At 35.6% G+C, this 23,157-nt stretch carries 20 protein-coding genes; 2 read left to right on the top strand and 18 right to left on the bottom strand.

What is annotated here, in order from left to right; genetic code table 11:
* Nucleotides 1-240: 240 nt before the first annotated feature.
* Both FC97_RS01115 and FC97_RS01110 read right to left on the bottom strand, forming a co-directional pair.
* Entirely contained in the window at nucleotides 241-1,785 is a 1,545-nt protein-coding gene (locus tag FC97_RS01115; RefSeq protein WP_054642758.1) for an ABC-F family ATP-binding cassette domain-containing protein, read from the bottom strand.
* Nucleotides 1,786-1,881: 96 nt separating this feature from the next.
* Nucleotides 1,882-3,159 carry an LCP family glycopolymer transferase gene (locus tag FC97_RS01110; protein ID WP_082604723.1) on the bottom strand — a complete coding sequence of 426 codons (1,278 nt, stop codon included), beginning with the start codon at nucleotides 3,157-3,159 and terminating at the stop codon, nucleotides 1,882-1,884.
* Nucleotides 3,160-3,426: 267 nt separating this feature from the next.
* Here FC97_RS01110 and FC97_RS01105 point away from each other — a divergent pair, with 267 nt between their 5' ends.
* Complete coding sequence (locus tag FC97_RS01105; RefSeq protein WP_054642757.1) at nucleotides 3,427-4,866, top strand: amino acid permease; 1,440 nt, start codon at nucleotides 3,427-3,429, stop codon at nucleotides 4,864-4,866.
* 267 nt (nucleotides 4,867-5,133) lie between these two features.
* Here the strand turns inward: FC97_RS01105 and FC97_RS01100 are convergent, their stop codons facing one another.
* Together FC97_RS01100 and FC97_RS01095 are read right to left on the bottom strand one after the other, a co-directional pair.
* Entirely contained in the window at nucleotides 5,134-7,803 is a 2,670-nt protein-coding gene (locus FC97_RS01100; protein WP_054642756.1) for a transglycosylase domain-containing protein, read from the bottom strand.
* Between the two features lie 9 nt (nucleotides 7,804-7,812).
* On the bottom strand, nucleotides 7,813-9,111 hold the full coding sequence (locus tag FC97_RS01095) for a hypothetical protein (protein ID WP_179205842.1): 1,299 nt from the start codon (nucleotides 9,109-9,111) through the stop codon (nucleotides 7,813-7,815).
* Between the two features lie 69 nt (nucleotides 9,112-9,180).
* On the opposite strand from FC97_RS01095, the gene FC97_RS01090 reads away from it, so the two are divergent.
* Nucleotides 9,181-10,110, top strand: coding sequence for a hypothetical protein (locus FC97_RS01090; RefSeq protein WP_054642755.1), 930 nt, complete (start codon nucleotides 9,181-9,183; stop codon nucleotides 10,108-10,110).
* 133 nt (nucleotides 10,111-10,243) lie between these two features.
* On the opposite strand, the gene FC97_RS01085 is transcribed toward FC97_RS01090, so the two are convergent.
* The 14 genes from FC97_RS01085 to gyrA form a co-directional block, all read right to left on the bottom strand.
* Entirely contained in the window at nucleotides 10,244-10,690 is a 447-nt protein-coding gene (locus tag FC97_RS01085; RefSeq protein WP_054642754.1) for an Rrf2 family transcriptional regulator, read from the bottom strand.
* Between the two features lie 61 nt (nucleotides 10,691-10,751).
* On the bottom strand, nucleotides 10,752-11,600 hold the full coding sequence (locus tag FC97_RS01080; protein WP_054642753.1) for an NAD(P)H-binding protein: 849 nt from the start codon (nucleotides 11,598-11,600) through the stop codon (nucleotides 10,752-10,754).
* 156 nt (nucleotides 11,601-11,756) lie between these two features.
* Entirely contained in the window at nucleotides 11,757-13,043 is a 1,287-nt protein-coding gene (locus FC97_RS01075; RefSeq protein WP_054642752.1) for an adenylosuccinate synthase, read from the bottom strand.
* 20 nt (nucleotides 13,044-13,063) lie between these two features.
* A complete protein-coding gene (gene dnaB, locus FC97_RS01070) occupies nucleotides 13,064-14,440 on the bottom strand; it encodes a replicative DNA helicase (protein WP_025085631.1) in 1,377 nt (458 codons plus the stop codon).
* 7 nt (nucleotides 14,441-14,447) lie between these two features.
* Complete coding sequence (rplI, locus tag FC97_RS01065; protein WP_054642751.1) at nucleotides 14,448-14,903, bottom strand: 50S ribosomal protein L9; 456 nt, start codon at nucleotides 14,901-14,903, stop codon at nucleotides 14,448-14,450.
* 11 nt (nucleotides 14,904-14,914) lie between these two features.
* Nucleotides 14,915-16,915: a DHH family phosphoesterase gene (locus FC97_RS01060; RefSeq protein WP_054642750.1), complete on the bottom strand. Its 2,001-nt coding sequence runs from the start codon at nucleotides 16,913-16,915 to the stop codon at nucleotides 14,915-14,917.
* Nucleotides 16,916-17,047: 132 nt separating this feature from the next.
* Complete coding sequence (locus FC97_RS01055; protein ID WP_054642749.1) at nucleotides 17,048-17,584, bottom strand: DUF3278 domain-containing protein; 537 nt, start codon at nucleotides 17,582-17,584, stop codon at nucleotides 17,048-17,050.
* A gap of 38 nt (nucleotides 17,585-17,622) precedes the next feature.
* A complete protein-coding gene (locus tag FC97_RS01050; RefSeq protein WP_054642748.1) occupies nucleotides 17,623-18,162 on the bottom strand; it encodes a DUF3278 domain-containing protein in 540 nt (179 codons plus the stop codon).
* A gap of 24 nt (nucleotides 18,163-18,186) precedes the next feature.
* The gene (locus FC97_RS01045) at nucleotides 18,187-18,723 is read right to left on the bottom strand and encodes a DUF3278 domain-containing protein (RefSeq protein WP_056967653.1); all 537 of its coding nucleotides are present in this window, start codon (nucleotides 18,721-18,723) and stop codon (nucleotides 18,187-18,189) included.
* A complete protein-coding gene (locus FC97_RS01040; RefSeq protein ID WP_054642769.1) occupies nucleotides 18,713-18,913 on the bottom strand; it encodes a helix-turn-helix transcriptional regulator in 201 nt (66 codons plus the stop codon). The genes FC97_RS01045 and FC97_RS01040 overlap by 11 nt, the downstream gene beginning before the upstream one ends.
* A gap of 384 nt (nucleotides 18,914-19,297) precedes the next feature.
* Nucleotides 19,298-19,534 carry a 30S ribosomal protein S18 gene (gene rpsR / locus FC97_RS01030; RefSeq protein WP_025085410.1) on the bottom strand — a complete coding sequence of 79 codons (237 nt, stop codon included), beginning with the start codon at nucleotides 19,532-19,534 and terminating at the stop codon, nucleotides 19,298-19,300.
* A 20-nt stretch (nucleotides 19,535-19,554) separates the two neighbouring features.
* Nucleotides 19,555-20,112 (bottom strand): single-stranded DNA-binding protein, encoded by a 558-nt coding sequence (gene ssb, locus FC97_RS01025; protein ID WP_025085411.1) that lies wholly within the window; start codon nucleotides 20,110-20,112, stop codon nucleotides 19,555-19,557.
* Nucleotides 20,113-20,149: 37 nt separating this feature from the next.
* Nucleotides 20,150-20,446 carry a 30S ribosomal protein S6 gene (gene rpsF / locus FC97_RS01020; RefSeq protein ID WP_054642745.1) on the bottom strand — a complete coding sequence of 99 codons (297 nt, stop codon included), beginning with the start codon at nucleotides 20,444-20,446 and terminating at the stop codon, nucleotides 20,150-20,152.
* A gap of 200 nt (nucleotides 20,447-20,646) precedes the next feature.
* Nucleotides 20,647-23,151: a DNA gyrase subunit A gene (gyrA, locus tag FC97_RS01015; RefSeq protein WP_054642744.1), complete on the bottom strand. Its 2,505-nt coding sequence runs from the start codon at nucleotides 23,149-23,151 to the stop codon at nucleotides 20,647-20,649.
* Between the last annotated feature and the right edge of the window lie 6 nt (nucleotides 23,152-23,157).

Below are 23,157 nucleotides of genomic sequence, written 5' to 3'. Positions count from 1 at the left end.
AAAACTTTGTTCAGTTTTCAAAGGTCTACCAGCTGATTAAGCGCTTACGCTCATCAACAACTTAATTAGTTTATCAAGCCATTAACATTTTGTCAACAACTTTTTAAAATAATTATTTCAATTGAATTGATGAAATCATCATTCAATCTATTGATACGTTTGTTCTCTTGCGACAACAAAGAATATCTTACCGTTAATAGTAAACCAATGCAAGTACTTTTCATACTTTTTTGAAAATATCTAATTTTCTTTTATCTTTTCAATATCTAGAACCTTATTTATCCAATCACTACTATAGAAGTCTTCTTCGTGGGTTACTAAGATCAATGATCCATCATAGTTCTTTAGACCCTTACGTAGTGCAGCTTTACTCTCATCATCCAAATGGTTTGTAGGTTCATCCATGAATAGGAAATTAGACGTATTGAACATCAAATCACCTATCTTAACCTTAGTCTGCTCCCCACCAGAAAGAGAACGCAATGGTGACATGATTTGTTGATTAGTCAATCCAGTTCTAGCTAGAACACGTCTAACCTCTTTACCACCTTGATCTGGATGTTTATCACTAATGTACTTAAATGGACTTTCGAGGTTATTCTCCCAGACAAGATCCTGCTTAAAATAACCTATCTTAGCAACTTCAGAAAAATCATAGTTACCTTCAATAGGCTTGAGTATACCCAAAAGAGTCTTAATCAATGTAGACTTACCTATACCGTTGAATCCTTTGATTACCATCTTTTCCCCACTAACAATAGAGAAGTTGAGGGCCTTATCAAATAGAGGTTTACCATCATAACCTACTTTTAGATCATTAACTTCCAATAACATTCTCGAACTTGGTACTTCTACATATGGAAAGCCAAAGCTGGCAGCTGTCTTATTCCCTGGAGGTGTCAACACATCCATATGAGCTAACTGCTTCTCTCTACTCTTAGCACTCTTTGATCTAGAGCCGGCTTTAAATTTTCTAATATAGGCCTTAGTCTTAGAGATCTTCTCTTGTTGCTTAACGTAAGCCTTCATATATGTTTCTTTGTTAGCAGCCTTTTGTTTGAGAGCTTGCTTGAGACTACCTGTATACTTAGTGATCTTCCCGAACTCAAAATCAGCCACACAGTTTATAATGCGATCTAAGAAGCCGTAATCATGGGAAATGACGATAAATGCTCCTTGGAAATCATTCAAATAATCAGCTAACCAATCAATATGGTTAGTATCTAAGTAGTTAGTGGGCTCATCTAGCAGAATCATATCAGGCTTTTCTAATAGAATTTTAGCCAAAATAATCTTTGAACGTTGACCACCACTAAGTTTGGAAACGTCATGCTCATATCCAATGGCATCCAGTCCTAAACCAGTTGCCACTTGTTCAATCTTCGTATCCAATTCGTAGAAATCGTTGGCATCTAAGATTTCTTGAAGTTTTCCAGCTCTTTCCAAATCTTCATCACTAGGATCATTCATGTAAATCTCGTTTAGTTGGTCACTAGTTTCATACAATTTTGAAAATGCTGTTTGAAGATACTCATATATGGTCATCCCTGAGGCTAATTTAGCCTGTTGATCCAAATAACCGACTGTCATATTTTTCTTCCATGTGATTTTGCCTTCATCAGGTTCAATTTGACCAGTCAATATCTTAATGAAAGTACTCTTACCAACACCATTTTGACCAATAATACCTAAATGATCTTCTTTATTTACTTGTAAATCTGCGGAATCGTACAATCTTTTATCCAAAAATTGTTGTGTTAATCCGTGTACTTCTAAAACACTCATATCTTTCTCCTTTATACAATAAGAAAAGACTGAAAACATTTGTCTCAGCCTTTATTCAAATGGGGTCATCCCCGCTTATTATTTAACTAATTAATACTAATAGCCACCGAAGCCTCTGGAACCAGTTGATCCAGTAGAACCATTAGAACTGCCGCCATAACCACCAGTAGAATGGCTCGATTCTCCATATCTTGAACCATATGAACTCTCAGAACTAGTAGAACTACTTGTTGAAGTAATCTTAGTTGTATAGTTCTGTTGTTGATTACCAGTGTAATTAAATGAAAAGCCTAACTTCTCATTATACGCGTTTAATCTGGTTTCTTTATTATTCAATTGTTCTTCAGCTAAACCTAATTGCTTACGCAACTTATTAGATACTCGTCTTAATTCCTTAGTTGATGCTATTTCATAAGATGAACCATCAATCATTGAACCATATCCTTGTAAATGGTCAGATCCAATACTCTTGGCTGCCCCACTGTAATTTAAGAACATGGATTGCATATCACTAAAGCTTAAGTTAGTTGTCATCGAGCTAGAGATACTATCTAGAACCTTTTGATAACGCGTAAAGGTCTTTGCACTAGCCGCACTCTTGATAATAGCCGTTATAACTTGGCGTTGACGTAATTGACGTCCATAATCACCTTGTGGATCTTCATAACGCATTCTTGAGTAATCCAAGGCCTGTTTACCGTTTAAATGCATCTTACCCTTTTTGAAGTGTGACTTCTTTTCGCCTGTATCACCATACGAGAAACTGAACGGTACGTCAACATCTACACCTCCGACGGCATTAACAATTTCCTTCAAGGAATTGAAATCTACCTTAATGTAGTAGTCAATTGGAACGTTCAAAAATTTCTCAGTTGTAACCATGGCACTTTCCTCGTTACCAATGTTATATGCTGAATTTATCTTTTGAATCTTCTTTGTATTGTGGTTAGCACTCTTCCAAATTTCTGTCATTGAATCTCGTGGAACAGACATCATTGTCGTTTTATTAGTCTTAGGATTGACCGTTACGATAATCATAGTATCAGAATTACCACGATAGTTTGTTTCTGTATCACGAACACCATTATCTGTTGTATCTACACCTAACAACAATATTGAAACAGGCTTTTTACTAACTATCTTAGCGGAAGCATTTTTTCCATCTATTGCTTTATACGTCTTACCCAAAGAATTTTGGGCTTGAGCATAAATTCGAAAACCATATGCTCCCATTACAAAGAAAGTTACTAAAGCAACCAATCCAATTATCTTAAGGAGTGGACGTTTAATCTTCCCATTATTGTTAGACGCCAAGGCGCTATTACGCGTTCTTTTCCGACGTCCTCGTAAACCATTATTATTGTTGTTATCCATAATTAACTCCGTTTAATTTGCTATCTACAAATTCAATCTCATTATATAGTAGATAGAATACAATTATACAGTCTTAATTCCATGTATCAAAAAGAAATATGCAACGGCTGTATTCCTAAATTATAATTTTTTGACACTGTCTGTCAATTTTATTAAAAAAAAGTTACACAAATATAATACTGGGATATTTCCAAAAAAACATCTTATTATTCCTAACCTTTTTACTTTAAGTTTCCTGTATAATCACTCTTGTAGGAGGATTTGATTATGTCAGATGCAAAGAATGCTAAGGCTTTCAGATGGTGGAATATTGCTTTACTTGGTTTCACTACTGTCTGGGGTCTGAATAACGTTATTAACAATTTTGCCAATCAAGGCTTGGCTGTTATAACGTCATGGATTTTAATTATGATTCTTTACTTTGTCCCATACACTTTAATGGTGGGGCAATTAGGATCAGCGTTTCAAGAAGCTGGTGGAGGAGTTAGTTCTTGGATCAGAACCTTATCTAACAACAAACTAGCTTACTTTGCTGCTTGGACTTATTGGGTTGTTCATGTTCCTTATTTAGCTCAAAAGCCACAAATTATTATGGTTAGTCTAAGTTGGCTTTTCAAAGGTAATGGATCTTTTATCAAGGATTCTTCACCAATTATTGTGCAAGGATTAAGTTTGATTATTTTCCTTGTTTTCGTCTGGATTGCCAGTAAGGGTGCCTCAACATTGAATAGTATCGGTAGTATCGCCGGGATAGCTATGTTTACTATGTCTATGTTGTTCATCATCCTTGGTGTCAGTGCACCTTTTATCACTCATGTACAAATTGCTACACCTAACATGACTGATATTCACACTTATATACCGAAATTCGATTTACAGTACTTCACAACCATTTCAATGTTAGTCTTCGCCGTCGGTGGTGCTGAGAAAATTTCACCTTATGTTAATAAGACTAAGAATGCTTCCAGAGAATTCCCACTAGGTATGATTATCCTAGCTGTTATGGTTGCCGTGTCAGCCGTTCTAGGTTCGTTTGCAATCGGTATGATTGTTAATTCTAACCACATTCCTGCCGATCTTATGGCCAATGGTGCTTACCAAGCCTTCCAATTCTTAGGTAATAGTTTCCATGTTGGTAATTTATTCGTTTGGGCATTTGCAATTACTAATACTTTAGCTAGTGCAGCTGCCTTAGCTATTTCAATTGATGCCCCATTGCGTATGCTTTTAGGAGATGCTGATAAGAAATACATTCCAAAGGCTCTCTTGAAGAAAAACAAACGTGGTATTGCTATCAATGGATATAAAATGACTGCCATTTTAGTTTCTATTCTTATCATTGTGCCTGCATTAGGTATCAACGGTATGAATGATCTATATAACTGGTTGTTGAATCTTAACTCAATTGTTATGCCTATGCGTTATCTATGGGTATTCTTAGCTTACATGATGCTAACTAAACAATTGGATAAATACAAATCTGATTATATGTTCGTTAAAAATAGATATGTCGGCTTCGGAGTTGGACTTTGGGCCTTCTTCCTAACAGCCTTCGCATGTATCATGGGTATGGTTCCTAAGATGAACATGTCTCAAGATCCATCATCATGGTGGTTCCAACTAGCATTGAACATCATCACTCCATTAGCATTAATTCTATTAGGATTGATTTTGCCAGCCATTGCTAAAAGAACAAATGTTGATTAGAGAGCGAAACAAGGGCGGTCAGCCCACGAGGATTTGCCTAAGAACTGGAATTAGCCGCTGAATTTGCGGATGATTTCAGTTCTGTAGCAAACCGGAATGGGTTGCCCTTGTGTAGCTCATTTTGATTAGAGAGTGGAGCAAGCAAAGCACAGGAATCTGGCCTGCGAAACTCGTTTCCACTATTCAGCATAGAACCATAGTTATAAAAAAGGCGACTCCTCATTTAACATGGGAAGTCGCCTTTTTGAATCCAATCATAGTGTGATTTTAATTTGAAGAACTGGAACTACTATCTGAAGAAGAATTACTATTAACAGTAATTTTGACATCAGGCACATTACCACCGTAACTTCTGATTTCATTCATAATATCTACCAATTTCTGTTTTTGATTTTCCTTATCAGAATCATTATTCTTATACGCATCTTTAACCTTTTGCAGTTGAGAATTATATTGTGGCATCAATTTATCAACCATCGCTTGACGCTTTTGTTCACGTTGAGTTTCGATAGCTTCTTTTTCAGATTGATATTTAGCAATCTTCTTATTATCTTTAGCAGCTTGGAACATCGCTTGACTCAAATTCAATTCCTTTTGCATCTGTAGGATCTGTTGATTAAAGTCATTCTTTGCCGATTGACGTTTGACATTGGCATTCAGATAACGAATCTTTTGCAATTCACTTAACTTACTATCATATTGAGATTCCTTAGTAATAGGATTATCCGTATATTTATCAATAGCTGACTGAACCTTATCCTCTCGTTTATACTCTTCTTTCTTAGATAAGTGATAAATAATTCGATAATCGAGGTTATAAAGTCGATCAGTATTTTTTTGTTCTTGAGCCGAAATATATTTAGAAAAATCAGTATCAATAACATCTTGAATTGTTGGTTTTTCGTTACTCTGATTAACTGACAAGTTACTACCACTGACAGTAATTGTATTTGGTTTTTTAAAGTTCTCCTCTTTTTCCTTCATTTGATCAACTAGATATTCACCCTCAGCTTTGAAAGCCTGCATCGACAATGTCTGTTCATTGCTAGTCAACGAGGTAGATGGAACATCATTTCCAGTCCAATTAGCAATTGTAAAGTCAGGTGTCATACCAACAAAATATGAATCCTTATTATTATCACTTGTACCAGTTTTACCAGCAGTGTACTTATAATTATCTAGTGCAGCTGATTTACCTAGACCATCACTAATTACTGACTGCATGGTATTGATCATCATATAGCTGGCATTTTTAGTGTAAATATCCTTCTTCATATGAGTATTTTGATAGATATAACGATTATTGTCATTATCGTAAATACTCGTTAAGTTGCTTGGATGTATAAATTGTCCGCCTCGAGAAAATGAACTGTATGCTGAAGCCATCTCAGTCGTAGTTGTACTAAAAGTACCCAGAGCATCAATAGCATTTTTATCTTCAGTTGGACGAAGACGGGCAAATTCCATCTTCGTTAAATCATCATAGAAAGAATAACTCGTATCTTGTAGTGCTAATTTATAGGCAACCGTATTAATCGAATTCTCTAAAGCGTGACGAACGGTCGTTTTACCAGTATATCCACTGTACCAGTTATGAACATTAGCAATAGCTGAATCCACAACTGTACTTTGTGGTAAATATCCTCTTTCAAAAGCAGGTGCATAAGCTACTAATGGTTTAGCAGTTGATCCCGGTTGACTATATCCATTTATCGCACGATTCATTTGATCATCCTGCGTGGTTCTTCCACCAACTACCGCTATAACGTCACCCGTTTTATTATCTATAACGGTGCTTGAAACTTGTGGAGTCAGTTTTCCATTAGCAGACCTACCTGTATAAGATTGATATGTTTTATTGACTAGGTTCTCAATCTTATTTTGCACATCCATATCGATAGTAGTGTTGATTGTATACCCACCATCAAGTAACTTACCACGAGCACGTTCAAACTCTTGTCTATAACGTGCAAAGTAATCATTCCTAGATTGATTATCTTTAAAGGCATACTCCATAGTAAAGCCAGATGATTTCATCAATTCTTCGGTTGCATTATAAACGGCATAGTTTAAGGCGTAATTATTCGAAACATCATTATCATACTTACGTTTATTTACTTTTAAACCAAGTGGTCTTTTACTTGCTGTCTCATAGGTGCGTTTTGAGATCAATCCACGTTGATAAAATACGTAAAGAATCGTATTACGTCGATTTAATGAACGCTTTGGTGCACTGACAGGATCATAGTAAAGTGGACTATTTGGTATTCCGACTAGTAGTGCTAGTTTATCAATCGATAAATCCTTTTGATCCTCGGAAAAATAATAATCTGCAGCAGCGCTGAACCCGTATGATCCGTGGCCCATATAAACATTATTGATGTAGAACTCTAGTATCTGTTGCTTACTAAATTTCTTTTCGAGCTGTTGAGCAATAACCATTTCCTTGAGTTTACGATTTAAATTCTGTGATTGATCCTGCAAAATAACGTTCTTAACTAATTGTTGCGTTAAAGTTGATCCACCCTCTGTTCGTCGATGTAGCAATGTCGAAACAATGGACCTCATGATGGCGTACATATCGACACCATGATGAATATAGAATCTCTGATCTTCAACTGCAACTAATCCCTTTTTAATATCAGGATTAATGTCCTTAATTGGCGTGTAATTAGAACTAGAACGGGATAGTTTTTTAATCTCTTTGCCGTTACGATCATATATAACGGTAGAGTTACTTGGATGAAAATCTGATACCTTCAATCCTTGACTGTAAGAATAGCCATCCGCAATTGTATTTCTGATTTCATAACCATATTTTAGCCAGAAAGTCCCAACACTTAAAATTAGTAATAATAAGATTGTTAGTAAGACCCATGGCCATTTTCGTCTTTTTCTAGTTACTCTTTCTCGTAACCCAGTTTCTCTTTTACGCATAATTAGCCCCTAATTAACATAGAATGTTATTCCAGTTGAGATTTGTGACATCAAATTAGACAAGTCTGACGAACTAATTTGCATACCTTCGTTATAACTTGAACTGCCTGCATAAATGAAGCCTAATGTGGAACTATTGGTGAAGTAAATCGACTTATCCAAATCAGAATTATTCTTCATCCAAAAGACTGGTGTCGCTGAATTGTAATCAGCTGTTGTATTGTCAGGATTAGTTATTCCCAAATCTTCCAGATCACTATCACTGGCATTCGTTACATACTGTCCATAATTACTATTCGTATTATCTGTAATTATTGCATCCGAACTGCCACTACTAATAAGTTTTTTAATCGTATATTTACCGGAACCAACTTGTGAGCTAGTAACATTAATATAACCATTTTCGGCTACATATTTTCCATTAACTTTAGTCATTAAGGCTAATTTGTTAGTGCTGGTATTATAGTACAAAGCTGTCTTTCCGGTTATTCCTGCTTGAGTTAAACTATCTGAAGCACCACTTGAGAAATTCAAACTAGAAACGATATCAACATTAGCTGGCGTATACTTCTCTGTCAAAGGAGCACTTCTTAATGCCTCCAACTCCTGTTTAACCGCTTCAACACGAGAACTCTCACCTTGGTGGTTAGAGAAATACTGATCCATCTTCTCTACGGCTTCACTCCAACGATTCTCAATCGTCTTATTTTTGATTAATTTAAAATACGTATTGACCATTGAAATTTTTTTAAAGCTTAAACTAGAGTTATCGTCATTGAAACCTTGCCAAGTTTTATCAAGATACTTATCCGCATCCTCAGTTTGTTCAAACCAAATTTGAATCGTATCTAACTTATTACGTTGCTTTTGATAAACATCCTGATTCTTCTCTTTTAAAAGGGCTGCATCTAAATCATTGATTTTTTGACTTGTCACATCATCCCGATAATTATTTTTACCGTCATATAATGCAGCTACATCTTTAATACGATCTTTTCTAGCTTGAATATAATCTTCAAGCTGCTGATACTTTTTTATATTACTAGGTGTAATCACATGTCCATCACTAACCTTAATGACCCTACCGATAAAGTTTAAAGTAGGATAATCTAAATCAGTTTTCAGTACTTCTAATTCTTTATCCTGATACTGACTAGATATCTTTGAAGTTACTACTGCATTGACTACTCCACGTGAAAGCATAATAAAAAAAATGGCAGCCGTAATCGCACCAACAATACCAGCACTCACTAATAAATAATGTTCTGATTTCGTCTTACTTTTTAAATCTTTCTTATCTTTCATCATTTTCCCCAAATATCTAGTTCATCTTGTTATTATTATAGTAAATTATCATGCAAATAAAGGGTGTATATTTTGAAAAAATTAAATAAAAAATATATTAAATGGATCATTATTCTAGTGTTGATAGTAATGATTGTCACCAGCTATGCCCTCAATCTCGGAAAAATCAAAGATAAGACTGTCGATGGTATCGCACAGATTACCATTCCATTTTCACTAATCGTTAATCCTAAAAATATTGATGAGGATATCTCTCCTAAAGCCATATCTTTAAACGATGGCGACATGACTAAGAATAAGCAACAAGCTCTAAATATCCTTAGCACTATCAATGATGACTATCATAGTACAGATGAGTTATCATTTTTGTCCAATGATCAAGAAAAAGCCTTATTAAAAAGAGTCAACAAGAAGCCCCATCGCTATATAACTAATATGACTATTCTGAATTTTGGTAAAGACATTCATGGAAAGTACATAACCATCAGTTGTAATCGTTACGATGATACTAAAGCAATCGTCAGTTATCGCTATCGAATTTATCACAAGGGCGATTCAATCACCTCTGCCAAATACCTAAATACTCAGTCTAACAAGTACCCCCCACAATATCTCCTCGAAGACATTGATATGGGCAAAGCTGGCGTTGATCAGGCTAAGAATTTCACACAGCGTCTCAAAACAGCCATTATCAATTCCAACCTTACTGCTACCAATGCTAACGACCCTGGTAACTTCAATCAGATTTCTATCAATTTAGGTTTAAACCCTGACAAGAGTAATGCAGGTCTGTTCAAATTAGCCCGCAATGCCAATTCTCGAGTTAGCAATTTTGCTATCGTTGGTTATCAGATTTCTGACATACCTCGATACACCCGTATTTACTTAAAACAATTAAGTAAAGATAACACTTATTATTATACGTTAACTTACAGTCGAAACAGCAGTCGCTTTATTGATTTTCAGAAAGGAATCATTTCGACTGATACGTTAAATAAATAATTTTCATGAAAAGATTTTGAGATAATTTAAAACGGCACCTATTTAGAAACGTAGTTATATACGTTTATTCTAAATAGGTGCCGTTATTTATTTAATTCAGAAAAAAGATAATAAAACAAACCTGACAAGCAGTTTATTTTGAATCAGATAACTTCCTTTTTTCGTTATTTTCTAAAATACCATCAATGATCTGTTGCAAACTTATTTGCGACATACTCTTTTCAGCATCAGATTGAATATGATCATAGACCTCGGTTAAGGTCTGTTGAATGTTTCCACCAACAATACATTGTGGATTAGTCTTTTCATCAATGTGCAACAGCTTTTGATTATCTTCAATAGCTTGATAAACATCCAATAGACTAATTTCACTGGCCGGACGACCCAACTTTGGTGCTACCTTACCTGGCTGACTCATTAACAGGCCAGCTTTCTTTAAACGTGACATCATTCTTCTAACCAGACTAGGATTAGATTCAATACTGCTGGCAATAGCATTACTAGATAAATCACCATCTCGTAAAATGTCCACATAGGCTAGGATATGAACACCATCACTTAACTTACTTGAAAATTTCATAATATTCTCCTCCTAGTAAATACTCATTAGTATAGTATGACATTTCAAGAAGAGATGACAATTATTTTTCACTAACGATTGCTAATGCTTTGGCCAAAGGTGTCAATTCTCGATCTAGAACTTCTGGTAAATCAGCACTATTTTCATCCAAATTACCTTGACGAATCAAATCTTGGATTGAAGATACAACTTCAACTGTTCCTTCATCCATTCCTGAATCATGTAAGGCTTTTTTGAAATCAGAAATACTTAAGGATTTTACATCGAAGTCACCCTTGATAGCATCTGCTAAGTCTTGATATGTGCGACTAACTCCTGCAAATTCATAAATATCCTTCGTAGTACTTGAAGCTAAAACTTTAGCAGCAGCTTCAGAGTATTCGGATTCCAAAGCCCAACCGGTTCTGCCATCCCCAGCTGCATAAACAAATGGTTGCCCACTAACAGCTGCTTTAATGGTTGCAGCTTCGTTCTCTAAATACCAATTGTTACGTAAGAATGAATGATCAATTCCAGCTTCCAAAATCAATTTTTCTGTAGCCTTATGATCACTAGCAAGTGGTGCCTCTGAAATATCAGCGTGGGGGAAACTAGTGTAGGCAATATAACCCACTTTAGCATTCTTAGCAGCCTTCACGATATTTTCATGTTGAGTTAATCTTGCTACTGGTCCACCTGGTTGTGATGAAATGAATAGTAGACGATCGATTCCCTTCATTGATTCTTCCAATTGTTTTTCATCTGTATAGTCACCTGAGCGAACTTCTACGCCTTTAGGAACAATTTGTTCTGCCTTTTGAGTATTTCTAGCTAAGGCGACGATATTAGCTGCTGGCACTAATTTTGCCAACTCTTTTATTGCATTTTGTCCAAAATGTCCTGTTGCTCCAGTTACTCCATATGTTGTCATAAATATATCCTTCTCTCCTTATTGTTACTTTATCATTAACTTGTTATATTTATAATAACACCATTGAATATAATTACAAAAAATAAGCTCAAAAAAAACACTAAGGCTTTCACCTCAGTGTTTTTACGTTGAATTTAGTTAGTTTATATATAATTTCTAGTCTTTCCAGACATCATTTACTTCAATTGTTTGTTCTCTATCAGGACCAACTGAAACAGTGGCATATTCAACACCTAATTGGTCTTTGATAAACTCAAGATAATCCAATGCTGCTTGAGGTAATTCCTTCAAGCTCTTAGCTTGAGTCATATCTTCTGTCCAACCTGGGAATGTTTTATATACTGGTTTGCACTTAGCTAGGACGTTCAAGTTAGCAGGATATTCATCAATAATCTTGCCGTTCAAATCATAGCCTGTACAAATTTTAATTTCCTTAAGTCCTGTTAAAACATCCAAACAGTTCAATGACAAGTGAGTTACACCTGAGACATTACATGAATGTTTTAAAACAACTAAGTCTAGCCATCCAATACGTCTTGGGCGATGTGTAACTGTTCCATATTCATGACCAGCTTCACGTAAGAAGTCGCCTTCTTCATTCAATTGTTCTGTTGGGAATGGACCAGCACCAACACGGGATGTATAAGCCTTAACTACGCCGATAACATTATCGATCAAAGGAGCACCAATACCAGCACCAGTAGTTACACCACCAGCTGGATTTGATGAAGTTACATAAGGGTAAGTACCATGATCAATATCAAGCATGATTCCTTGTGCACCTTCAAATAGAACATTTTGACCGTTCTTTAATTCCTTATTTAAATAGGCAGATGTATCAATAACACGATTCTTAAGTTGTTGACCAATTTGATAGTACTTTTCAAAAATATCGTCAAAATTCATTGGTTCAACACCATAAATTTTTGTGAATAGTTCATTCTTTTGCTTAAGATTTTCTGTCAATAATTCCTTAAATAAGTCTTTATCAAGAATATCAGCCATTCTAATACCAACACGTGAAGCTTTGTCAGTATAAGCAGGTCCGATTCCACGATTAGTTGTACCAACTTTAGAATCACCCTTAGCCTTTTCTTGTAACTTATCTAATTCAATATGATAAGGAAGAATCAACTGTGCACGGTTAGAAATCTTTAAATTAGTTGTATCTACACCTTGATCATGAAGACGACCTAACTCTTCTTGTAGTGATTCGAGGTTCAAAACAACACCATTTCCAATAACACTAGTCTTATCTGAATACAAAATTCCTGATGGGACAGATCTTAACTTGTAAACGTGATTATCGATATTTAAGGTATGTCCAGCATTATCTCCACCTTGGTAACGTGCAATAATGTTAGCTTCGCCACTAAAATAATCAGTAATCTTACCTTTACCTTCGTCGCCCCATTGGGTACCTACTACAACAACTGTCGTCATTTCTTCTACACCTACACTATTTAATTTTCTGGAATATTTGCTATTGATGAAAACTTATTATAAGACTTTACAAACAATAGCTTAGCGGTTCCTCGAGGACCAGAACGGTTCTTGCTGACAATTACTTCAACTTCACCTACATCTTGATCCTCAGGATCCTCTTGATTATCATTGTCATCCCCATCTTCATCACGATAATAATCATCACGATAAAGAAAGGCAACGATATCAGCATCCTGTTCAATTGAACCAGATTCACGGATATCTGACAACATTGGTCTTTTATCTTGACGCGCTTCCACACCACGGGAAAGCTGTGATAACGCGATTATTGGTACATGAAGTTCTTTTGCTAATTTTTTCATACCACGAGAAATTACAGAGACTTCTTGTTGTCTATTTTCTTGACCAGTACCTTCAATCAATTGCAAATAATCGACGATCACAAGATCCAATTTGCCGCTTTCTTTTAACAGACGACGACACTTAGATCTGATTTCAGCCATTTTAACACCAGGGGTGTCATCAATATAGACATTAGTCCGAGAAAGACTTCCCATGGCCACAACCAAGCTGTTCCATTGATTTTCATCCAATTTACCAGTTCTTAGTGAGTTAGCATCAATACTACCTTCTGAACAAAGCATACGGTTAACTAACTGTTCAGCACCCATTTCCAAAGAAAAAATGGCTACGGTAGCATTCGATTTAGTCGCTGCATTTTGGGCTAGGTTTAAAGCAAAAGCAGTCTTACCAACACCCGGACGAGCGGCTAAAATGATTAATTCATCTTTGTGCAAACCAGTTGTCATTGCATCAAGATCTTTATAACCCGTTGAAAGTCCTGTAACATCACTATCTTGATCATATAACTTGTCAATTTCTTCAAAAGAAGACTTTACAACATCCGAGATTCGTCTGAATCCCTTATGGTTTCTATTTTCAGAAACATCCATGATGTCCTTTTCAGACTGATCAATGATGCTGTCAACATCTTCATCTTCTTCAAAACTACGGGAAACAATGCTAGTAGCTGCATTGATCAAGCGCCTCAAGACGGACTTATTCTTAACAATCTTGGCATAATAAGAGGTATTGGCAGCGGTAGGAACTGCATTAGCCAGCTCAGCTAAGTAGCTCACTCCACCAATGTCCTCAATTTGATTTTGACGATCTAGTTCATTTTGAACTGTCACGACATCAACTGGTTCTTCTTCATCATTTAAATTCATCATGGCTTGAAATACTAATTGGTTGGCATGTTGATAAAAATCATCAGCCTCAACGTATTCCATAGCTTCAATTAAAGCATCTTGGCTCAGAAAAACCGCTCCTAATACGGCTTGCTCAGCATCCTTATCATTGGGCGGTATTCTTGAAGTTATATCGTTATTCATTTATATCCTACTTCTTTTCAGCAACATGAACTCTAATCGTGGCTTCGACACCCTCGAATAACTTAACAGGTACATTAATATATCCAAGTGACTTGATACCATCAGTTAGTTCCATCTTGTGTTTATCAACTTTAATATCATATTGTTTGTTAAGTTCATCAGCAATCTTCTTAGTTGTTACCGAGCCAAATAGTCGACCATCGGCACCTGATTTAGCAAGAACTTCAACAACAGTTTTGTCGTTTTCGATTTCACCTTTTAGAACTTTAGCTTCAGCTTTTTCGGCTTCATAATCTTTGGCTTCACGATTTTGTTCGGCCTTCAATTTAGCTATATTAGCCTTAGTAGCCTCAATAGCTTCATTATTCTTAATCAAAAAGTTTTGGGCGTAGCCTGTAGCAACGTTCTTTACTTCACCCTTTTTACCTTTACCTCTAACATCCTTTAGGAAAATAACTTTCATAATGACCCTCCTTATTTCTTATCGGAACCTGTCAAAACATCAATCAATTGACGTTTAACATCATCTACTGTTGAATCCGGAATCTGAGTTGCGGCATCAGATAAATGTCCTCCACCACCGAGTTTTTCCATAATGACTTGTACATTAACATTACCCAAACTACGAGCTGAAATACCAACTCGACCATCTGGACGTTTACTAATTACAAATGAAGCCTCAACATTATCTAATGATAACAATGTATCAGCTGCCTGGGCAACAATAACTGGATCGTAAGACTTATCCTCTTCGCCAAAGCAAACTGCCATATTCCCATTAACCATTGTTACCGTTTCGATTAGATGATTTCTCTGAATAAATGAATCAATATTTTCTTTTAGAACATTTTGAATGACTGTCTCATCAGCACCAACTGAACGTAAATAACTGGCAGCATCAAATGTTCTAGTACCAGTCCTAAGTGAAAATGACTTTGTATCAACCGTAATTCCGGCTAACAAAGCTGTTGCTTCGATTTTTTCGATAGCCTTCTTATTCTTTGGTTGATACTCAAGCATTTCAGTAATCAATTCACTGGTTGAAGAAGCGTAAGGTTCAATGTAGATCAACATTGGATTTTCAGGGAACTCTTCACTTCTTCTGTGGTGATCAATGACAACAATCTTCTCATTTTCACCCTTATACAAATCAGGATTGATAGAAATACTTTGTTTAGAATGATCCACCATTACGATCAAAGTCTTCGATGTTCTGATAGCGATTGACTCATCTGGTGTAATGATATCCTTCTTGATTTCAGGATCCTTATCAATCATTCCTAATAGACGACTAACATCAGAATGCAAAGTATTTGGATTGATAACAACTTTACATGGTGTATTGTTCATCATAGCAATTCTTCTAATACCCAATGAAGACCCCAGAACATCCATATCAGGGTGTGAATGGCCCATGACAATAACTTGGTCGCTATCTTTCAATAACTCCTGTAAGGCCTCGCTGATCATTCTGGCACGGACACGAGTTCTCTTCTCCATAGGATCAGTATTTCCACCATAGAAACGAGCTTTCTCACCGATTTCCTTAACTACGACCTGATCTCCACCTCGGCCAAGTGCCAAGTTAAGATTCTTCTGTGCTTCATCGTTAAGTTTGTGTAAATCATCTACACCATAAGAGAAGCCCATACTTAAAGTAAGTGGAACGTTCTGTTGGGATGTAAACTCACGAATAATATCAAGTATCTTAAAGCCGTTTTTCTCCATGTCAAAGATACGACCCGTATAAGCCATGATGAAGAAATGATCGTCATCAATTCGCTTCAGAAACATCTGTTCCTTAGATGCCCAATTAGACAATTCATTAGTAATATAATTATCCAAATTGGAAACATCACGATCACTCATTGATTGCGTTATTTCAGCATAATTATCCAAGTAAACTTGACCAATTACTGAACGATTATCTTCATAACGTTTTTCAATTTTAGAATAATGTGTGATTTCAAACAAATATATTACTTTCAATTCACTTTGGACTTGTACTAAAAAGTACTTGTCATCAATTTGAATCGTTTTACTATCGGCATGATTATCTTCATCGATCAATTTCGACAATTCCGCTGATATATCTTTAACACTCATACTATTTGACGGATTAAAGCCCGTCTTCTCTACAAAGTAGGGATTAACCCATTGAATCTGTTTGTCAGTATCGTACAAAAGTATTCCTAATGGATACTCGACGAAACTGTTATCCGTTCCCCGATCAATTCGATACTGCAAGTTATTTGTGTACTTACCAGCTTTCTCACCTAGCAATAAGAACAAGTAAACAAACAACACTAATGAGATAATGACCAAGATAGCTTGAATGTAGCCACTAATAGAACCGTGGAACAATCCAACTACCAAAATCGATAGCAACATCACGATCAAAGAGACTGCCGTAAGTTGAGTTGAATGGTCAACTCGCGAAAGGAAGAATTTCAGATTAGATTTTAGCTTTTTCATATTAGTCCCCTCTTAGATATACCCTTTAATTTTATCACAGCCGACCTTTTCTTTCTTCATATATAACATCAGACTTGAGGACAAAAACACCCACACTCCTTAGATAAATAAGGGAATGTCGGTGTTTTTCAATTATTTGTCGTCTTTAACGACATGAATACTTCTTCGCTCTTTAAGATACATAAATATACTAAAAATCACTGTGAATATCAATGCGTCTGTAATTCGGTCGAGATTAAACAAATTATCCAAAAAATTATTCTTATTTGTATTTAACGCTACACTTACCAACCAATAAAGCAAAAATTCCATTGGTGCCATTTTGATCCAATAATTCTTGATGGTCTTAATAGTTTTCTTTTTCTTACCAGGACTGATTTCTTTATTACCCAATTTTTTCTTTGCTAGTGGAATGGAAATGAATCCGATAAGAATAGCAAAAGTCATAATTATTTGAATAAGCATAGTTACATATAATGTATTTTCATAATTTTCTATATCTGCATTTATTAAATAAATAGTCGATCCTAAAGCAAACAACATTTCAAATACAAAGAAAGCAAATGCCGCACGTATTGCAGCCATTCCCAATTCACTTTTAGTTCTTTCATCGATCACTGCCGTTGAACCTAAAAACCATTTAATTACGAATCTATCGAATTTATTCATATCTTCCCCCTCTGAGTTTGCAGAAACTTAGGTATAGTTTAACTTTCATCTTTCAACAATCTAACCTTAGATATATCAATAATTATAAAGATAATTGTTAAGGCTACTGATGGCTGCAGGGCCTGACGGATAGATGACCAACTTAATAAAGTGTTCATAAAGTTTTGACCATCAAAATCAAGGGATGTTACTAACAACCAGATAAAAAGAAACATCATTGGTAACTTTGTCAGGTATTTATTAAAAATTGATTTGATTGCATTTCTTTTCCCCGTTTTAGTTGTGACTTCTTGATTAAGAACTCCCCTGCGTTGCAGTCTAAAACTAGTAAAAAATACGATGATACCTATCATTAAAAATAAATGTAATGTCATTATAAACAGGAAGAATGATTCAAAATCCTTTATTGTACTGAAATATATGTAAATACCAACCCCAATATTGAATAGTACTTCAAAAATGAACACCGCTATCAAGGTTTCTATGGAAAGCCTACCGATTTCTGATCTCACTTGTTCATCTATTACACCTGGTATTCCAAAGAACCATCTTAATACTCGGTCATTAACTTTCTTCATAGTAATCCCCCATATTTTATACTGTTAAATTTCATCTTTAGTTATGGTTATTTTCCCTTTTTCGAAAAAATACATAATTAGACTAAAAAAGATTGCCAAAATCAACGCTCCACAGATTCTTTGAATAGCGAACATTTCTTTGAATAAATTATTGCTTGAAAAATTAAGAATAGTATTAATCGATAGTACTAATAAAAAAAGAATTGGAACCAATCTCACGTATTTCTTTTTGAGTAAAGAAACCACTTTATCTTTTTCTTTTTGATTCGCTACCTCAGATGATATTGAATTTTTTCGATTAAAACTCAACATTGAAAAGCCCAATATAATCAATACGATTCCGATAAACTGAATGAATAATGTTAAATAAAAATAAGATTGAAAGTCACTAACCAATCCACTACCAGCAAAGAAATAAGTTAAACCAATATAAAATAGTTCAAAGATGAATAAAATTAATACAGTCTTAGTAGATATACGTCCAATTTCCTTTTCAACATATTCATCAACAGTACCCTGTATACTGAAGAACCATTTCAAAATCGTATTATTATTCTTCATCTTCATCCCTCCAAAATAACGTATTCAAATCAGTATCTAATACCCAAGCCAATTTTAAGCACAAATCTAAAGATGGATTATATTTACCATTCTCAATTAAATTAATCGTTTGACGTGCAACTCCAATTTCTTCCGCTAAGGCCATTTGCGATAATTTCTTAGCACGTCGATATTCACGAACCCGATTCATTAATTCACCTGTTTTCTTAAAAGTCATATATATTTGACATTTTTAATATAAAGCATATTAATCTTTATGTCAACTATATATGACATTTTTAGTAACCGCTATCATTTTATTTATAAAAATAAAGAGAGTTAAACCTTTCTTAGGTCTAACCCTCTTCATTACCTTTATTTCATATGTCCACTTAATAGCTTCTTTTAATAGAGATACTGTGTGATCGTATGTGTTCTTTCGAGCACATGCATAATGTCCTCTAAGCGGCAAAGCAGAAAAATGGACCGTATGTGTTCTTTCGAACACATGCATAATGCCCTCTAAGCGGCAAAGCCGCTAAGAGGGCATAAAAAAAAGACCACCTGAATGTGATCTTTAATTAATTGTGAAGAATTAGTCTTCAGCAACGAATGGTAATAGAGCCATGATTCTTGCTCTCTTGATAGCTACAGTAAGTTTACGTTGGTTCTTAGCACTTGTACCTGTAACACGTCTTGGCAAAATCTTACCACGTTCTGAGATAAATCTCTTAAGTAAGTCTGTATCTTTGTAATCGATGTATTCGATATGGTTAGCAGCGATGAAGTCAACTTTACGTCTTCTACGTCCGCCTCTTCTTTGTTGGGCCATTATAATTGCTCCCTTCTATATTAAAATGGTAAATCGTCATCTGATATGTCGATCGGTTTACTGTTGTCAGCAAATGGATCGCTCATATTATTGTTTGAATTGTTAGATTGATTATTGTTATTACTATTGTTGTTGCTTTGGTTATTATTGTTTCCATATGGAGACTGATTTGATTGACTTGGTTGATTATAGCTAGGTGCTTGATTTGAATTAGCGTTGCTAGAAGAACCATTGCCAGAATTTCTCTTTTCAGATTCTGAACGAGATTCAAGTAATGAGAAGTTATCAACGACAACTTCTGTTACATAAACTCTTTGACCTTGTTGGTTTTCATAGTTACGTGTTTGAAGACGTCCATCAATTCCAACAAGAGAACCTTTATTAGTGAAATTAGCAAAATTCTCGGCAGCTTTTCTCCAAATAACACAATTAATAAAATCGGCTTCACGTTCACCTTGAGAATTAGTAAATTGTCTGTTTACAGCAACTGTAAAACTGGCAACCGCTGCCCCATTGGCAGTGTATCTTAATTCAGGATCACGTGTCAGGCGTCCAACTAGAACTACTCGATTAATCATTTATCTGCCTCCTTAAAATGTTTCACGTGAAACAAAACTAGTCTTCACGTCTAACGATCATGTGACGAAGAATGTTATCGTCGATCTTTGAAAGACGGTCGAATTCGTTGATTGCTTCATCATTTTCAGCATCTACATTGATAATATGATAGATACCTTCTTTGTAGTTAGCAATTTCATATGCTAAACGTTTCTTTTCCCAGTCTTTTGAGTCGATTACTTTTGAGCCATTGTCAGCAATAATCTTATCGTAACGATCGATTAATGTCTTCTTTGCCTCTTCTTCAATATCAGGTTTAATGATATATGTAATTTCGTAATGTGCTTCAGCCATGGACTGTACACCTCCTTATGGTCTAATGGTTCTAATTAAAGAACAAGGAGCATAAATTAACTGCAATTTTATACTCACAAGTTATGAGTTTATCATAAATCCCTACCAATTACTAGAAAAATTTCTAATAAAAAATCGTTTCTGCCTGACACGCGTCCCGATTAGGATACATATCTAAATTACGCAGAAACGATTGGTTTTTAATTATTATCTGTTTCAGATGTTTCGTCATTAGTTGGTGTCTCATTATCAGAAGATGAATCATCGTCTTCTTCATCTGAGTCATCAGCAATCTTAGCCATAGTTGAAACGATTGAATCGTCATCAACCTTGATCAATCTAACACCTAAAGTTGCACGTCCAGTTTGTGAAACGCTATGAACGCCAAAACGAATCATAACACCTTTGTCAGTAATCAACATGATATCTTCATCACCATCAACTACTGTCAATCCAGCGATTGGACCATTCTTTTCGGTAACATTGGCAGTCTTGATACCTTTACCGCCACGTCCCTTAACAGGATATTCACTGACAGAAGTTCTCTTACCATAACCTTTTTCAGAAATAGTTAGAATTTCTTGTCCTTCCTCAGCAATTGAAGAACCGACAACGTAATCTTCCTCACGAAGCTTAATACCACGAACACCGGCAGCAGTTCTTCCCATTGGACGAACATCACTTTCCTTAAATGTTACGGCATAACCTTTATGAGTTCCGATAATAATAACTTTATCACCATCTGTTAAGAAGACATTAGTCAATTCATCTTCATCCCTAAGAGTGATTGCACGTAAACCAGAGTGTCTGATATTAGCAAAATCAGTTACCGGAGTACGTTTAACTGTTCCATATTTAGTTACGAAGAACAAATATGAATTATCGACATCAACATCACGGTCAACATTGATAACAGTTTGAATCTTTTCACCCTTTTCGATGTTCAATAGGTTAATTACTGGAATTCCCTTAGCTGTACGGCCATATTCAGGAACTTCATAACCTTTGATTCGATAAACTTTACCAGCATTAGTAAAGAACAAGAGACGGTCATGTGTTGATGTGTAAATCATTTGTTCAATGAAATCATCATCATGAATTCCCATACCTTGAACTCCACGGCCACCACGATTTTGAACACGGAATTCATCCGCAGACAAACGTTTGATATAGCCATTATGTGTCAATACAACTAAAATGTTTTCTTCTTCGATTAGATCTTCATCTTCGATATTAGCAACTTCGCTAGCACGAATTTCAGTTCTTCTATCGTCACCGAATTTTTCTTGAATTTCCAACAATTCGTCATAAATAATTTTATCAACACGCTCTGGTTTAGCCAAAATATCTTCAAAGTCAGCAATCTTAACTAACAAATCTTGATACTCTGCTTCAACCTTGTCACGTTCCAAACCTGTCAAACGAACCAAACGCATATCCAAGATAGCCTGTGATTGTTTGTCAGATAACTTGTACTTATCCATCAACGTTTGCTTAGCAATTGCTGAAGTCTGTGAACCACGGATAATACTGATGATCTCATCAATATGATCTAAAGCAATTCTCAATCCTTCAAGAATATGAGCACGAGCTTTAGCACGTCTCAATTCAAATTCAGTTCTACGTCTGATAACAATTTCTTGATGCTTTAAGTACTCAACTAAGATGCCCTTCAATGAGAAGACTCTAGGAGTTTTACCCACGATAGCAACCATATTGATACCATATGAAATTTGAAGTTGTGTCAACTTGTATAGATTATTAAGCACTACGGAAGCACTCATATCACGACGAATATCAATAACGATACGCATACCTTCACGGTCAGATTCATCGTTCAAATCAGTAATTCCTTCTAGCTTTTTCTCACGAGCCAATTCAGCAATTCTTTCAACAAGACGAGCTTTATTAACCATGTAAGGAAGTTCAGTAACAATAATCTGTTCTGCGCCACTCTTCTTAGTAACTACATCGACTTTAGCACGTAGAATAATTGTTCCTTTACCATTTTCATAGGCTTTTCTGATACCGGAACGGCCCATGATAATCCCACCTGTTGGGAAATCAGGTCCAGGAATAACTTTCATCAAGTCAGCGACAGTAGCATCCTTATTTCTCATCAAAATATGAAGTGCATCAATAACTTCTTTTAAGTTATGTGATGGAATATTAGTTGTCATACCAACGGCAATACCAGTTGCACCATTAACCAAAAGATTAGGGAAACGAGCTGGCAATACCATTGGTTCTTTTTCTTCACCATCGTAGTTAGGAACAAGATCAACAGTATCCTTGTTGATATCACGCAACATTTCAACTGCCATTTTACTCATTCTTGCTTCGGTATAACGCATAGCAGCAGGTGGATCACCATCAATAGATCCAAAGTTTCCGTGTCCATCAACTAATGGATAACGATAACTGAAATCCTGTGCCATTCTAACCATTGATTCATAAATAGCTGAGTCCCCATGAGGATGATATTTACCCATAATATCACCAACGAAACGGGCACTCTTCTTATATGGTTTGTCAGGTGTAACACCTAACTCATTCATACCATAAAGAATACGGCGATGAACTGGTTTTAGACCATCACGTACATCAGGTAAAGCACGTGACACGATAACACTAGCAGCATAGTCAACGAAGGAATTCTTCATGACTTCTGTCAAGTTAACATTTTCTATTCTATGATCTGCCATTAAATT

It is taken from the genome of Companilactobacillus kimchii DSM 13961 = JCM 10707 (assembly GCF_001435445.1).
In the GTDB taxonomy this organism is placed as follows: domain Bacteria; phylum Bacillota; class Bacilli; order Lactobacillales; family Lactobacillaceae; genus Companilactobacillus; species Companilactobacillus kimchii.
Note: the sequence above shows the minus strand (reverse complement) of the source record. Positions and strands in the feature narration are given on the sequence as shown.

What these genes read in the sequence shown, in the direction of transcription:
- FC97_RS01040 (WP_054642769.1), bottom strand. Translation starts at nt 18,913, where the DNA reads ATGAATCGGGTTCGTGAATATCGACGTGCTAAGAAATTATCGCAAATG.
- gyrA (WP_054642744.1), bottom strand. Translation starts at nt 23,151, where the DNA reads ATGGCAGATCATAGAATAGAAAATGTTAACTTGACAGAAGTCATGAAG.
- FC97_RS01080 (WP_054642753.1), bottom strand. Translation starts at nt 11,600, where the DNA reads ATGACAACATATGGAGTAACTGGAGCAACAGGACATTTTGGACAAAAT.
- FC97_RS01075 (WP_054642752.1), bottom strand. Translation starts at nt 13,043, where the DNA reads ATGACGACAGTTGTTGTAGTAGGTACCCAATGGGGCGACGAAGGTAAA.
- FC97_RS01045 (WP_056967653.1), bottom strand. Translation starts at nt 18,723, where the DNA reads ATGAAGAATAATAATACGATTTTGAAATGGTTCTTCAGTATACAGGGT.
- FC97_RS01100 (WP_054642756.1), bottom strand. Translation starts at nt 7,803, where the DNA reads ATGCGTAAAAGAGAAACTGGGTTACGAGAAAGAGTAACTAGAAAAAGA.
- FC97_RS01060 (WP_054642750.1), bottom strand. Translation starts at nt 16,915, where the DNA reads ATGAAAAAGCTAAAATCTAATCTGAAATTCTTCCTTTCGCGAGTTGAC.
- rpsF (WP_054642745.1), bottom strand. Translation starts at nt 20,446, where the DNA reads ATGGCTGAAGCACATTACGAAATTACATATATCATTAAACCTGATATT.
- FC97_RS01085 (WP_054642754.1), bottom strand. Translation starts at nt 10,690, where the DNA reads ATGAAATTTTCAAGTAAGTTAAGTGATGGTGTTCATATCCTAGCCTAT.
- FC97_RS01095 (WP_179205842.1), bottom strand. Translation starts at nt 9,111, where the DNA reads ATGATGAAAGATAAGAAAGATTTAAAAAGTAAGACGAAATCAGAACAT.
- rplI (WP_054642751.1), bottom strand. Translation starts at nt 14,903, where the DNA reads ATGAAAGTTATTTTCCTAAAGGATGTTAGAGGTAAAGGTAAAAAGGGT.
- rpsR (WP_025085410.1), bottom strand. Translation starts at nt 19,534, where the DNA reads ATGGCCCAACAAAGAAGAGGCGGACGTAGAAGACGTAAAGTTGACTTC.
- FC97_RS01050 (WP_054642748.1), bottom strand. Translation starts at nt 18,162, where the DNA reads ATGAAGAAAGTTAATGACCGAGTATTAAGATGGTTCTTTGGAATACCA.
- FC97_RS01055 (WP_054642749.1), bottom strand. Translation starts at nt 17,584, where the DNA reads ATGAATAAATTCGATAGATTCGTAATTAAATGGTTTTTAGGTTCAACG.
- dnaB (WP_025085631.1), bottom strand. Translation starts at nt 14,440, where the DNA reads ATGAATAACGATATAACTTCAAGAATACCGCCCAATGATAAGGATGCT.
- FC97_RS01110 (WP_082604723.1), bottom strand. Translation starts at nt 3,159, where the DNA reads ATGGATAACAACAATAATAATGGTTTACGAGGACGTCGGAAAAGAACG.
- ssb (WP_025085411.1), bottom strand. Translation starts at nt 20,112, where the DNA reads ATGATTAATCGAGTAGTTCTAGTTGGACGCCTGACACGTGATCCTGAA.
- FC97_RS01115 (WP_054642758.1), bottom strand. Translation starts at nt 1,785, where the DNA reads ATGAGTGTTTTAGAAGTACACGGATTAACACAACAATTTTTGGATAAA.
- FC97_RS01105 (WP_054642757.1), top strand. Translation starts at nt 3,427, where the DNA reads ATGTCAGATGCAAAGAATGCTAAGGCTTTCAGATGGTGGAATATTGCT.